This window comes from Streptomyces sp. ISL-10 (assembly GCF_018614575.1).
In the GTDB taxonomy this organism is placed as follows: domain Bacteria; phylum Actinomycetota; class Actinomycetes; order Streptomycetales; family Streptomycetaceae; genus Streptomyces.
Window position 1 is genome coordinate 1 of the sequence record NZ_JAGGOJ010000023.1, and the last position, 12,990, is coordinate 12,990.

Here is a 12,990-nt window from a genome sequence, read left to right on the forward strand (position 1 = left end):
CCGGGCGTCTCCTTCGGCGCGGCGGAGAAGAAGCTCGGCATCAAGGGGTCGCCGACGCGCGAGGTCTATTTCGACAACGTCCGCATCCCCGCCGACCGCATGATCGGTGCGGAGGGAACGGGCTTCGCGACGGCGATGAAGACCCTGGACCACACGCGCATCACGATCGCGGCCCAGGCGCTGGGCATCGCGCAGGGTGCGCTGGACTACGCCAAGGGCTACGTCAAGGAGCGCAAGCAGTTCGGCAAGCCGATCGCCGACTTCCAGGGCATCCAGTTCATGCTCGCCGACATGGCGATGAAGATCGAAGCCGCCCGCCAGCTGACGTACGCGGCCGCGGCCAAGTCGGAGCGCGGCGACAGCGACCTCACCTTCCAGGGCGCGGCGGCGAAGTGCTTCGCCTCGGACGTGGCGATGGAGGTCACCACGGACGCGGTCCAGCTGCTCGGCGGCTACGGCTACACCCGGGACTACCCCGTCGAGCGCATGATGCGCGACGCGAAGATCACGCAGATCTACGAGGGCACGAACCAGGTCCAGCGGATCGTCATGGCGAGGAACCTGCCGTAGAGCGGTTTCCGCAGGTCAGCGGCCATCTTCAGTCGTTGCCAGCCGCCGTTCGGCTTCCGGTCCGTTCGGGCCCGTTTCGGGCTGATCATGGGCGTCATGCTGGGGAATCCTGGGCTGACGCCGGCCGGTAAACCGTCCCTGAGCTGTACAAACGCAACGGCCCCCGGCACGATGCCGGGGGCCGTTCGGTGCGTCACTTGTCGGTGACGGTGACCTTCTCGTCGTTCTTGATCTGCTGCACCAGCTGCCGCACCTTGGCCTTGTCCCAGACCAGGTTGCCGCCGCGGCTGCCCGACGTCGGCATGTTCAGCGACGTGCCGCTGCCGTCGGTGATGCCCTTCATCGCGAAGAACATCTCACCCAGGTCCCACAGGGACATGTCCTTGTCGACGATCAAAGTGTCCAGTCCCGCGCCCATCGTCGGGTACAGCCGGAACGGGTTGAGGATCGTGCCCGGCGTCGCCGCCTGGCTCGCCATCGCCGACAGGAACTTCTGCTGGTTCTTGGTGCGCGCCAGGTCCGACTCCGCGAACGCGTACCGCGTGCGGACGTACGCCAGCGCCTGCTCGCCGTCGAGGGTCTGCTTGCCCGCCGCGAAGTCGGCGCCGGACTTCTTGTCCTTGAAGCCCTTGTCGATGGTCATCTCGACACCGCCGAGCGCGTCCACGATGTTCGCGAAGCCCGCGAAGCCGATCTCCGCGTAGTGGTCGATGCGCAGGCCGGTGTTGTGCTCGACCGTGCGCACCAGCAGCTCGGGGCCGTCCTCCGCGTACGCCGCGTTCAGCTTCACCCGCCGGCCCGTGCCCGGGAACGTCTTGCCGGACTCCGAGCCCACGAAGGTGGGTATCTCCACGTCCGAGTCACGCGGCAGGGACACCATGGTGTTCCCGCTGTCGCAGGCCGCGAGGATCATCATCGAGTCGGTTCGCTTGCCCTCGGCGGAGCCGGTGTGGAGCTTCTTCTTCTCCTCGGCCGTCATTCCCTCACGGCTGTCGGAGCCGACGATCAGATACGTCGTGCAGTCGCCCTCCTCCGGCCGCTCGATCACCTTGGCGAGGTCGACCTCGCGCCGCACCTTGGAGTCGGCCCAGAAGTACGTGCCGATCGAAGTGCCGAGCACCGCCACCAGCACCACGACCGAGCCGATCTTGAGTCGGCGCCGCCAGTCCGGGGCCGGCGCCGGCTGCCGGTAGGGGCCGCCCTGCGGCGGGACGCCCCTGCCGCCCCCGCCCGGCGCACCGTAGACCTGGCCCGTGTTGTAGCCGCTGTCGTACCCGGGCTCGGCGTAGCCCTGGTCGTATCCGCGCTGCTGCGGGGGCACGGCGCCGCGCGGAGGCGCGGCCGGGCGCTGGACATGGCGCATCACGCGCGCACCCTCGGGCTGCGCGCCGGAGCTGCCGCGCCCGTAGCCGCGTCCATTGCCGCTGCCACCGTCGTCGGTCCATCCTTCGGGCCAGTCGTTCATGCGGAACAGTGTGCAGGTGCGGCCCGGCATGCCGACAGGGTGGGTGTCGAATCCCACCACGGCTGTAGCGAAGCTGATGCAATGCGGCCCAGGCATATGGTGGAGGGCATGACAGATCAGGCCCCACGCCCGGAGGATGAAATTCCGGGTAAGCCCACCGCTGCGTCACGTACCACGCTCAGCCACATCATGACCGGCAGTGACACGAATCTCCTCGGCACCGTGCACGGCGGCGTGATCATGAAGCTGGTGGACGACGCCGCGGGCGCCGTCGCGGGCCGGCACTCCGGCGGCCCGGCGGTCACGGCCTCCATGGACGAGATGGTGTTCCTCGAGCCGGTCAGGGTCGGCGACCTGGTGCATGTGAAGGCCCAGGTCAACTGGACGGGCCGGTCCTCGATGGAGGTCGGCGTACGGGTCCTGGCGGAGCGCTGGAACGAGTCGACGCCCGCCCAGCAGGTCGGCAGCGCGTACCTCGTCTTCGCCGCGGTCGACGCGGACGGCAAGCCGCGTCAGGTGCCGCCGGTGCTGCCGGAGACGGAACGCGACCGGCGCCGTTACCAGGAGGCGCAGATCCGGCGTACGCACCGGCTCGCGCGGCGCCGCGCCATCAAGGAGCTCCGCGAGAAGCGCGCCGCGGAGGGCATGGAGGACTGACGGCCCCCGGCAGGCGTTTCCCTCAGGGGCAGACCACCTGGTCGCCGGTGACCGCGCCGAACTCGCCGCGATGCGGCTCCTCCGCCCGCACCGGTGTGACGCCCTTGTAGTCGGCGCCCGCCATCACCTTCAGCGTCGGCCCCTGGTTCTTCACGGGCCGCAGCTCGGAGCCCGGCAGCGCCGCCCGGAGCGACTTCGCCGACCGGTCCCAGCGCGGGTCGTACGTCACGTAGGTGCGCCGCACCGCCCCGTTCCCGCTGTTGAGCGGGGCTCGGGTGGTGACGAAACCCGTGCCGCGCAGGGCCTTGTCGACCCGGTCGCCGAGGCCGTCGACCCGGGTGCCGTTGTAGACCTGCACCCGGATCTGCTGCGGCGAGACGTCGACGAGCGTGGCAGCCGGGCGCTTCGGGCGGTGCGGGGCCAGCGGCTTGTCGTCACGCAGCAGCTGGAACAGCTTCTTGGACTTCACCGGGTGCCACTTCACCGTGGAACCGACGCCCTTCACCGGGTGGCTGACATCACCGACAGGCACCGAGGTGAACTCCGACGAGGCGGCCGTGAAGCCCCGCATCGCCCGGCGCAGCGCGAGCATCTGCTCGGTGCCGAAGCCCTTGTCGGCGCGCACCGAGTCGAGCATCGTCGAGGTGACCGTGCGGAACTTCACCGGGTTCAGCAGGACCCCGCTGCTCGTCATCCGATGGACGAGGGCCGCCAGGAACCGCTGCTGGCGCTGCATGCGCCCGAGGTCGGCCGCCCCGTCGACATGGCGCGAGCGCACGTACTGCAGAGCCTGGCCGCCGTTCAGCTTGTGCGTGCCGACGGGCAGGTCAAGACCGGTGTACGAGTCCTTCATCGGGCGGGCCGTGCAGATCTCCACGCCGCCGACCGCGTCCACCGTCTTCATGAAGCTGGTGAAGTCGATCTCCAGATAGTGGTCGATCTTCACATCCGTCATGTGCTCGACGGTCCGCACGGTCAGGGCCGGGCCGCCCTCCGCGTACGCGGCGTTCAGCTTCACCGGGTGCGGCTTGTGGTGCTTGCCGGTGGTGGCATCGGTGTGCTCGGGGATCTCGGCGTAGCTGTCCCGCGGCAGGCTCACCACGCTGGCGCGGTGCCGGTCCTTCGAGATGTGCACCAGCATGACGGTGTCGGTGCAGCGGCAGGGCGCGCCGCCGAGCCGGTACTTCTTCTTCTGCTCGGGCGTGATCCGGTCCCGGCCGTCGGTGCCGACGACCAGGATGTTCGTGCCGTTGGTCTCCCCGGGCCGGTTCTTCATGTCGCGGAACGGGTCGACCCGCTCGATCCCGGTCTCGAGGCTCGTCACCACCGCGTGCCCGATCCCGCCGATGCCGAGCACCAGCACCGAGAGGCCCGTCACCATCCGCATGCCCCAGCGCGGCCGCTTGCGCCGGACCGGCCGGGTGGCCGGACGCCGCCTCACCGGGCGCGACGCAGCCGGAGCCGGGGCCGGGCGGCGGGGGCGGGGCCGGGGCGGTGGGGGCAAGGGGACACCTCCGCGACGACAGGGGATCCTGAGCACCGTAGGTCCATACGATCTGCGGCACCGGCCGCCGCACCGGGGTGTCCCCCGTTCGCGGTAACGTGGCGGGCGATGAACGCCATGCCCGCTGTCTCCGTGATCATGCCAGTCCTCAACGAGGAGCGGCACCTGCGCAACTCGGTCCGTCACATCCTCGAGCAGGAGTACGACGGCGAGATGGAGGTGGTGATCGCGCTCGGACCGTCCACGGACCGCACCGACGAGATCGCCGCCGAGCTCGTACGCGAGGACCCCAGGGTCCACACGGTGCCGAACCCGACCGGCCGCACCCCGGCCGCGCTGAACGCCGCCATCAGGGCCTCGCGCCACCCGATCGTGGTGCGCGTCGACGGCCACGGCATGCTCTCGCCGAACTACATCGCGACCGCGGTCCGCCTCCTGGAGGAGACCGGCGCGCAGAACGTCGGCGGCATCATGCACGCCGAGGGCGAGAACGCCTGGGAGGACGCGGTCGCGGCCGCGATGACCTCGAAGATAGGCGTGGGCAACGCCGCGTTCCACACCGGTGGCGAGGCGGGGGAGGCGGAGACCGTCTACCTCGGCGTGTTCCGCCGCGAGGCGCTGGAACAGCAGGGCGGGTACAACGAGGAGTTCATCCGCGCCCAGGACTGGGAGCTCAACTTCCGCATCCGTGAGGCGGGCGGGCTGATCTGGTTCTCGCCCGAGCTGAGGGTGCAGTACCGCCCCCGGCCCTCGGTGCGGGCGCTCGCCAGGCAGTACAAGGACTACGGCCGCTGGCGCCATGTCGTCGCCCGCTACCACCAGGGCTCCATCAACCTGCGCTACCTCGCCCCGCCGATCGCCGTGTGCGCGATAGCCGCGTGCCTGGTGCTCGGCGCCACGCTGACCCCGTGGGCCCTCGTCGTCCCCGGCGGCTACGTCGCGGCGATCACGGCCGGCTCGATACCGGCGGGCAGGGGCCTGTCGCCGAAGGCCCGGCTGCAGATCCCCCTCGCGCTGGCGACGATGCACATGTCCTGGGGGTACGGCTTCCTCACGAGCCCGCGCTCGCTGGCGAAGAAGGTCATCGCCAGCCGCCGCACCTCGGTGAAGACCGCCGCCTGACCCGCCCGGAACTGCCGAACGCCGGTCCGCTCCCACGGAGCGGACTGGCGTTCGTGTGTCGGGTCCTCAGAACCGGTACGGCGCGTAGATGTCCATGCAGGCGCCCTTGTCGTCGCCCATGACCGTCTCGGTGTTCTTCGGCGGGCCCGCGGCCGGTGAGGCCTTGGGGAAGGTGTCCCCGGTACGCCAGTCGGTGCCGACCACCAGGGTCACGCCGGACACGTCCGTCGACCTCTTCACCGCACTCGTGGGAACCCCGAGCGCCTTGGCGACCGAGCGGGCGTCCCCTTCGAGCTCGGCGCTCGGGAACAACACCTGGGTGCGCTTCTGCGGGTCGGGGGTCTTGTCCGCCCAGGCCTGGGTGAAGCCCCGCCGCGCCAGTACGCCCGTGACCGCAGCGGCCCGCCGGGGCGTGGCCGCGGCCGCGTCCCCCGTGCCGTTGCGGACCATGACGCCGATGTCGGCCGGATCGGCGGCCGGGTCCTTCGGCGCGGCCGGCGTCTGCGGCTTCGACGTCGGGGCTTTGCCGTCCACGGGCATGTCCTCGCGCAGCAACTCCCAGAGCCGGTCGGCCTCGCCCGGTGCCGGCAGCACATGGTTGCCCGGATTGGCCGGGTCCGGGATGCGCGGCATGGTGAGCATCGCGATCCGGCCGGTCGGCACGTCCTTGAGCGTCATGCCGAGGTCGAACAGCTTATCGACGGTGCCGATCTCCTCGGAGACCTGGAGGGACTTGGTGGCCGTCTCGGCCAGGTCCACGAGCCGGCCGGTGTCGGTGAAGGCGTTCTGGTCCTTGAGCTTGCGGATCACCGAGTTCATGTACATGTGCTGGGCCTTGGAGCGGCCGAAGTCGCTCTCGAAGGCGTGCCGGGTGCGCAGCCACTGGAGGGCCTTGACGCCCTGGATCTCGTGTGTGCCCTTGGTGAGCCTGAGCCCGGAGCCGCCGGGCACACCCGGCTTGGGGCCGTCGTACACATTGTGGTTGACGCAGACCTCCGCGCCGCCGATCGCGTCCGCCATGTCCACCACACCCGCGAAGTCGACCATCATCCAGTGGTCGATGTAGACGCCGGTGAGATTCTGCCAGGTGGCGAGCGTGCAGCCGGGGCCGCCGCGCCTGAGGGTCGCGTTGATGAGATCCCTTGTGGCGGGGTGCGTGTCCCCGGTCTCGGAGTCGGTGCACTCGGGTATGTCGACTTTGGTGTCACGGGGGATGGAGACGACCGAGGCGTTCTTACGGTCGGCCGAGACGTGCAGCAGCATCTGCACGTCCGCGAGCGGCGGCGCTCCGACGCTCTTCTTCGAACCGCCGAGTTCGAGGTTCTCGCTGGAGTTCCTGCTGTCGGAGCCGATCAGCAGGACGTTCAGCGGCGTCTGGCCCGCCGCGTTCGGAGCCGATTTCTGCACGTCGGAGCCGGCTGAATTGCGATCACCCTTGCGGATGTTGCTGTTGAGGTGCTCGTAGTACAGGTAGCCCGCTCCCGCGGTGCCCAGGATGACGACGGACACGGACAGGGTGATCCCGCGCAGTATCCGGCGCCTGCCGCGTTTCCCGCGGCGGGGTACCCGGCGGCGGCGGGAGCCCGAGCCCTCCGCCGTCGCGTCCGGCGCACCCGCGCCGTCCCGTTCGTCGTCGGGAGCCGTACGGGCGCGCGGGACGCGCCCGGCCTCCTCTTCGCGCGGGCTGCCTTCTTCGTACAGGCTGTCGTCCCAGCCCAGATCGCGGGCGTGCGGTCCGCGTCGCCGCGTCCCCTCCCCACGCACGCTGCTGTGTCCCACCCCTAGAACCCCCTGTGTTCAGGCTCTCCCCATGAGCCGTCCGATGTCACTTGGCGCACATCTTCTTGTCCGCCTGCACCGCATCCACCGGCGCCTTTGCCGGACCGGTGATGGGTACCCCGGCACCCTTGAAATCGGGGCCGAGGGTCAGCGTCATCGCCTCCAGTCCCTGGGCGTCCTCGGTGCCCGGCTTGAGCGCCGCGGCGGGCAGGCCCATCAGGTCCGCGAGCTTGCGGGCCTGGTCGGCCTGGTTCGGCGCGTACTCCAGCGTCGTCCTGGTGACGTCCGCCGGCGCGTTGCCCTTGTTGGTGGACTTCAGCACGCCCTCGGTGTTCTGGAGCCAGTCCAGCGTCTTCTGCGCGGAGCCGGTGGGGCCACCGCCGTTGAAGACGTCGACGCGGACGTCGGCGGCCTCGGCCCGCGGGCCCTTGAGCAGCGCGGCCTGCTTGTCCTTGGCCGCCTTCTTCTTCTGCTCGACATCGGTGAGCGAGACGTCGTTCTTGATCATCGAGAACAGCGCGTCCGACTTGGGCGTGTCCAGCACGACCGTCGCCTTGACCTTCTCCGCCGGATTGTCCAGGACGGGCACCGTGGCGAAGGTGAGGTTCTTCATGTCGAACTTGCCGAGCTCCAGACCGAGATCGCGGAGCTTCCCTATGTCGTCGATCCTGGTGTCGACCGTCAGGGCCTCGGTGCCCGCCTCCGCCAGCTTGAAGAGCTTGGTCGGGCTGGTGAGCGTGTCGTTCGACTTCAGTTTGCGCATCAGCGAACTGAGGAACTGCTGCTGGATCTTGATGCGGTCGAGGTCGCCGCCGAAGCCCACGGCGTGCCGTGTGCGGACGAAGGCGAGCGCCTCCTCGCCCTCCAGGGTGTGCTCACCCGCCGGCAGGTCGAGCTTGGACTTGTCGTCCTTGATGTCCTTGTCGAGGCAGATCGGCACACCGCCGACCGCCGACGACAGCGTCTTGACGGCGTTGAAGTCGGCCACCATGAAGTGGTCCATGGTGATGCCGGTGAGTTCTCTGACCGTACGCATGGTGCAGCTCGGCGTACGGCCGGACTGGCCGAGGCTCTCGTTGAACCGCGTGCCCTCCGTGCCGGGAATGAGCTTTTCGGAGCCGTCCTCCTGTGTCGTCGGACAGTCCGGGATATCGGTGATCAGGTCACGGGGAATGCTCACCGCGGTCGCGTTGGTGCGGTCCTTCGACACGTGCAGCAGCAGCGTGGTGTCCGCGTGGCCAGGACTGTTCTTGTCGCCGTAGCTGCCGTTGCCCGCGCCGGTGCGCTTGTCCGTGCCGATCAGCAGGATGTTGATCGCCCGGTCCTTGCTGAAGCCGCCGGTGCCCGCGTTGTCGTCGGAGACGGACGTGATGTTCCCGTTGAGGTGCTCGTAGTAGAGGTATCCGGCGCCCACGGTCGTGACCATCACCAGCGCGAGCGTCCCGCCGGTCCACAGCAGCGCCTTCTTCTTGCGCGAGGCGGCCTGCTTGCGCTTGCGCCGGCCGGCCTGCTGCTGCGGGACGCGGCCCGAGGCGTTGCCCGCCCGGCGGCTGCGCTGAGGCGGGACATCGGGGGCGGGGGCCGCCGTCCTGCGGCGCGTGGCGGTGCCAGGGCCCGGCACGGCGTTCGCCGCTTCGGGGGCGTCGGCGGCTTCGGCGGACCGGCGGGACCTTCTTGCGCCCGCGGCTTGGTTGGAGGAGGCTGATGACTGCGGTGCGGATTGGTCCAGTCGCAGTTCGTAGTTGCCCGTCTGCGGGTTCAGCACCCACTGGTCGGCGGGGTCGATCTCGTCCGCCCGTCCACGGCTTTGTGCATCCACGGTTGCTTGAGTCCTCCGTCGGTGCCACGCGATGCGCCTCCCCCGACAGGCGCTCGGTCCTTCGATCCAGCAGTGCGCGACACAGGGTCGGAAGCACCGGATCGCGTCACACTATCCGCCCAGTTCAGCGTCGAGCGACGTCCGTGACAAATTCCACGGCCCTTACAAGGGGGCATTCCGCCCAATTCATGTGACCTGCCGGTCTTCGTTTGGCCATTGCTTTACTCACACATGCCCTCGGCCGCGTTGGTGCCCGAGAAGGTCGGCGTCGGGGTCGGGTCCCCGGCCTTGTCCTCGGCGACCTTCCCGTCACGGTCCGCCGGCCCGGGCGTGCTCCTGTCCGCGCCCCCTTCGGTCCGCTCGCCCTCCGGCACGACCGTGACCTCGACGTCCTCCCGGAGTCGTTCGAAGAGTTCACCCGCCTCCGGTTCGACCAGTTCGTCCCTGTTCGGGTTGAGATGGTAGGGCTGGCGCGGAACAGTAAGGAACTGCACTTTTTCTGTTGGTACGTTGCGGATCGATCGGGTCAGGTCGTAAAGGTCCTTGAGGGAGTCCAGACCGGCGTCCGTGGTGATGGACTTGGTCGCCGCGTCCAGCACCGGATAGAGCCGGGTCGGATTGAGCAGGACCCCGTTGCTCTGCACCTTCTTGACCAGCGCGCCCAGGAACTGCTGCTGGCGCTCCATGCGTTCGGTGTCGCTGCCGTTCCCCAGCGTCTTGCGCGCCCGTACGAAGCCGAGTGCCTCCTCGCCGTGCAGCGTCTGACGGCCGGCGGGCAGCCTGAGCCGCGCGGCCTTGTCGTCGATCGGCTGGGTCAGACAGATCTCGACGCCGTCCACCGCGTCGACCATGTCCTTGAAGCCGCGGAAGTCGATCACCATGTGGTGGTCGACGCGGATCCCGGTGAACTTCTCGACCGTACGGATGGTGCAGGCCGCGCCGCCGAACTGGTACGCCCAGTTGAACTGGGCGATCTTCTCCCTGGTCCGCGTCCCGTCGGCCTTGCGGCAGCTCGGGATCGTGACCATCAGGTCACGTGGGATGGACATGGCGGTCGCGCTCTGCCGGTCCGCGGCGATGTGCAGCAGGATCGTGGTGTCGGAGCGCTGGCTGCCGTTCTCGTCCTTGCCGTACGTGTCGTTGCCTTCGCCCTCCCGGGTGTCCGAACCGAGCAGGAGGATGTTCTGCGCGTCGGTGACGAGCGCGGTGGGGCGCTCCCTCTCGTACGCCCTGAGCTCCGCCGCCGCCGAGGTGTCGGTGGTGATGTTGCCGTCGAGCTTGCGGTAGAGCCACCAGCCGGCGCCCGCGGCGGCGAGCACGACCACGGAGGTGCCGAGCGCGGCCCAGCGCAGCCAGTGCCGCCTGTGCGGAGAGTCGGCGGCGGGGCCGTCGCCCCCCTTGCCGGAGCCGGAGCCGGAGCCGGAGCCCGCGTCCGTGCCGTCCGTGCCGTCCGTGCCGTCCGGGCCTGCGTCCGCGTCGGTGACGTGCGCGTCCGCGCCGGAGCCGGCCACGGGCTCCGCGCCCGCGTCCGTGGCAGCGCCCGGGTCCGACGGCTCGGCCTCGTCCCCGGTCGGGCCGTCCGGTTCGGCGGGCGTACCAGCCTTGTCCGTCACGTGTGCGTCCATCCCTCATGGCATCGGCTGCGCGCTGGGCCGCCGGTCGAAGGGCTGGGCCCTGTCCGACCGATCTTGATCCCGCCTGATCGACCGGACAGGGACCTAGACGGCTGAACCTGGCGCTTGGTTGTGCGTGCGGAACACGCTTGTCGCCGATCATCCATCGCAGTTGACGCCCGGGCCGGGAGGGCTCGGCCCTGGTGTGCGCCACATGAGTGGACCTCAGTGGCTTGTCATACCGCGGTGCCCGTGACGCGTTCGCTCTCGATCCGCTTGGCCAGCCCGTCCTCGGACAACTCGCCCAGGTTTCGGCACAGTACGACGGAGCCCGACGCGGCCAGCGGCGCGAACAGCCCGGCGGACAGGCCCTCCCAGGTGTCGTACGGCAGCCCGGACAGCAGCCGGGAGCCGGGGCCGAGACCGAGCCGCTGCGCGTCCGTCCGTGCCCGTTCGACCAGTTCGGTGCCGGTCAGTTCCAGCCCGCCCACCACGAGGGCCACGTCGTCCGGGTCCACCGGCGCGTACGGGGCGAAACGGTCGCCCTGACTGGGCACCTCCACCGCGTAGTCGGCGTAACCGGTGGGCGGCGTGGGGAACCGGCGGCCCAACGGCGCCAGCGACAAGGCGATCCGCTCGCCCTTGCAGGCGAGTCCGGCCTCGAACTGCCCCGGCCCAGCGACCACGTGGTCCGCACCGGCCGGATCCCCGCCGACGTCCGCGACGACCCCCACCGACGAACAGGCCAGCAGCCACACCGCGGTCTGCCAGTGGGCCGGCAGCAGCAGCGCGAGGCGTTCACCGGGCTCGGCGGAGAGATCGCCCTGAAGGAGATTGGCGGTCTTGGCCACCCAATTGGCGAAGGTGGCGACGGACAATTCGACGCGCTCACCGGTGGCATCGTCGTAGAAGGTGACCAAGGGGCGCGCCGGGTCCGCGGCGAGCGCGGATCGCAGCAGGTCGGCAGGGGTACGGTCGCTGGCGTTCATCCGCGCAAGAGTACGCCGAGGGGGTGCGGCGGGCCGCCGTACCGGTGAACGAGGTCCTCCGGTCGGCCCCGTGCGCAGGGCCGATTTCCCGGCAGGCGCGCTCCGCCGGCGCGACCCACGATTTTTGCCATGCGTGGATACCTGGCATCTTCGATCACCGTGGCGGGCGCGGCCGCGCTCGTCCTTCCGCTCTCGCTCACCCCGGGCGCGCTCGCCTCGCCCTGGGACCGGACGCCGGACGTCCCCGGCAGCACGCGTTCCCTGCCGCTGCGGCCGCTCGGCGAAGTCCCCTCCGTCCGCGGGCTCCAGGCTTCCGTGCAGGGCCTGCCCGCCCAGGACGTGGAGCCCTTCTCCCTGGTCGGCATCGTCTGGGAGGACGAGGCCGCCGAACTGGACGGCACCGTCGAGGTCCGCACCCGCGGCATCGGCTCGGGCACCTGGTCCGCCTGGCAGGAGGTCGAGACCCACAACGAGGAGCACGCCGCCGACCCCGGCACCGCGGAGAGCGAGTCGGGCCGGGTGCGCGGTGCCACCGCGCCCCTGTGGGTCGGCGCGTCCGACGGCGTGGAGGTGCGCGTGCGCCAGGCGGACGGCAGCCGGGCGGACCGGCTGCCGGAGGGGATGCGCCTCGAACTCGTCGACCCCGGCGACGACCCGGCGGACATCGGCACCTCCGGCCCCGGCAACGAGGGCTCGGGCAACGAGGGCAACGAGGGCAACGAGGGCTCGGTGGGGCGAGCTCCGGCCGGCGGACTGGGGATCCCGGCGCTCAACCGGTTGGACACCGAGGCTGAGGCCGCGGCGGCGGGCGACCTCGTGCTGGACCCCGTGACGGCCAAGCCGTACATCGGTCCCCGGCCGGGCATCGTCACGCGCAGGGGGTGGGGCGCCGACGAGAGCCTGCGCGAGGAGGGCTTCGTCTACACGGACTCCGTGAGGGCCGCCTTCGTACACCACACCGACACCGGCAACAACTACACATGTTCGCAGGCGCCCGCGGTCATCCGCAGTATCTACCGCTACCACGTCGAGAGCAGCGGCTGGCGCGACATCGGCTACAACTTCGTCGTCGACAAGTGCGGAGACATCTACGAAGGCCGGGCAGGAGGCGTGGCCGAGCCGGTGAAGGGCGCCCATACCCTCGGTTTCAACACGAACAGCACCGGAATCGCCGTCCTCGGCACGTACAGTTCCTCCAATCCGCCGGCGGCCGCCGTGACGGCGGTCGCCAAGCTGACGGCGTGGAAGCTCGGACTGCACGGCGTCAACCCGAAGGGCAAAGTCACTCTCACCTCGGCAGGGAGCGGCAAGTACGCGGGGGGAACGAGGGTCAGGCTCAACGCCATCTCCGGACACCGCGACGGTTTCGACACGGACTGCCCCGGCAGCCGGCTCTACGGCAAGCTCGGCACCGCCCGTTCGGCATCGGCCAAGTACCAGGGCCGCTGACCTGTTTCCCGGGGCCGTGCGCG

10 protein-coding genes are annotated in these 12,990 nt (G+C 70.1%); 4 read left to right on the forward strand and 6 right to left on the reverse strand.

Annotation, left to right across the window (positions count from 1 at the left end; all coding sequences use genetic code 11):
* Positions 1–570: acyl-CoA dehydrogenase family protein (locus J7E88_RS25750; RefSeq protein ID WP_285427591.1), on the forward strand; the 570-nt coding region annotated here is incomplete at its 5' end.
* A gap of 193 nt (positions 571–763) precedes the next feature.
* On the opposite strand, the gene J7E88_RS25755 is transcribed toward J7E88_RS25750, so the two are convergent.
* Complete coding sequence (locus tag J7E88_RS25755; protein ID WP_215185132.1) at positions 764–2,035, reverse strand: LCP family protein; 1,272 nt, start codon at positions 2,033–2,035, stop codon at positions 764–766.
* Between the two features lie 108 nt (positions 2,036–2,143).
* Between J7E88_RS25755 and J7E88_RS25760 the strand changes: the two genes are divergently transcribed.
* Positions 2,144–2,692, forward strand: a complete 549-nt coding sequence (locus J7E88_RS25760) for an acyl-CoA thioesterase (RefSeq protein ID WP_215185134.1) — start codon at positions 2,144–2,146, stop codon at positions 2,690–2,692.
* A 22-nt stretch (positions 2,693–2,714) separates the two neighbouring features.
* Here the strand turns inward: J7E88_RS25760 and J7E88_RS25765 are convergent, their stop codons facing one another.
* Entirely contained in the window at positions 2,715–4,079 is a 1,365-nt protein-coding gene (locus tag J7E88_RS25765; protein WP_215185136.1) for an LCP family protein, read from the reverse strand.
* 225 nt (positions 4,080–4,304) lie between these two features.
* On the opposite strand from J7E88_RS25765, the gene J7E88_RS25770 reads away from it, so the two are divergent.
* Positions 4,305–5,318: a glycosyltransferase family 2 protein gene (locus J7E88_RS25770; protein WP_215185138.1), complete on the forward strand. Its 1,014-nt coding sequence runs from the start codon at positions 4,305–4,307 to the stop codon at positions 5,316–5,318.
* 66 nt (positions 5,319–5,384) lie between these two features.
* On the opposite strand, the gene J7E88_RS25775 is transcribed toward J7E88_RS25770, so the two are convergent.
* The 4 genes from J7E88_RS25775 to J7E88_RS25790 all read right to left on the reverse strand — a co-directional run bounded on the left by J7E88_RS25775 (position 5,385) and on the right by J7E88_RS25790 (position 11,518).
* Entirely contained in the window at positions 5,385–7,097 is a 1,713-nt protein-coding gene (locus tag J7E88_RS25775) for an LCP family protein (RefSeq protein WP_308307606.1), read from the reverse strand.
* A gap of 46 nt (positions 7,098–7,143) precedes the next feature.
* Positions 7,144–8,916 carry an LCP family protein gene (locus tag J7E88_RS25780; protein ID WP_215185140.1) on the reverse strand — a complete coding sequence of 591 codons (1,773 nt, stop codon included), beginning with the start codon at positions 8,914–8,916 and terminating at the stop codon, positions 7,144–7,146.
* A gap of 221 nt (positions 8,917–9,137) precedes the next feature.
* The gene (locus J7E88_RS25785) at positions 9,138–10,529 is read right to left on the reverse strand and encodes an LCP family protein (protein WP_374196319.1); all 1,392 of its coding nucleotides are present in this window, start codon (positions 10,527–10,529) and stop codon (positions 9,138–9,140) included.
* A 236-nt stretch (positions 10,530–10,765) separates the two neighbouring features.
* The gene (locus J7E88_RS25790) at positions 10,766–11,518 is read right to left on the reverse strand and encodes a TIGR03089 family protein (protein WP_215185144.1); all 753 of its coding nucleotides are present in this window, start codon (positions 11,516–11,518) and stop codon (positions 10,766–10,768) included.
* Positions 11,519–11,647: 129 nt separating this feature from the next.
* Between J7E88_RS25790 and J7E88_RS25795 the strand changes: the two genes are divergently transcribed.
* Positions 11,648–12,967, forward strand: coding sequence for an N-acetylmuramoyl-L-alanine amidase (locus J7E88_RS25795; RefSeq protein ID WP_215185146.1), 1,320 nt, complete (start codon positions 11,648–11,650; stop codon positions 12,965–12,967).
* The last annotated feature ends 23 nt before the right edge of the window (positions 12,968–12,990 follow it).

Excerpts from the sequence above, each read along its gene's own strand:
- J7E88_RS25755 (WP_215185132.1), bottom strand. The coding sequence starts at position 2,035 with ATGAACGACTGGCCCGAAGGATGGACCGACGACGGTGGCAGCGGCAAT.
- J7E88_RS25760 (WP_215185134.1), top strand. The coding sequence starts at position 2,144 with ATGACAGATCAGGCCCCACGCCCGGAGGATGAAATTCCGGGTAAGCCC.
- J7E88_RS25765 (WP_215185136.1), bottom strand. The coding sequence starts at position 4,079 with ATGCGGATGGTGACGGGCCTCTCGGTGCTGGTGCTCGGCATCGGCGGG.
- J7E88_RS25770 (WP_215185138.1), top strand. The coding sequence starts at position 4,305 with ATGAACGCCATGCCCGCTGTCTCCGTGATCATGCCAGTCCTCAACGAG.
- J7E88_RS25790 (WP_215185144.1), bottom strand. The coding sequence starts at position 11,518 with ATGAACGCCAGCGACCGTACCCCTGCCGACCTGCTGCGATCCGCGCTC.
- J7E88_RS25795 (WP_215185146.1), top strand. The coding sequence starts at position 11,648 with ATGCGTGGATACCTGGCATCTTCGATCACCGTGGCGGGCGCGGCCGCG.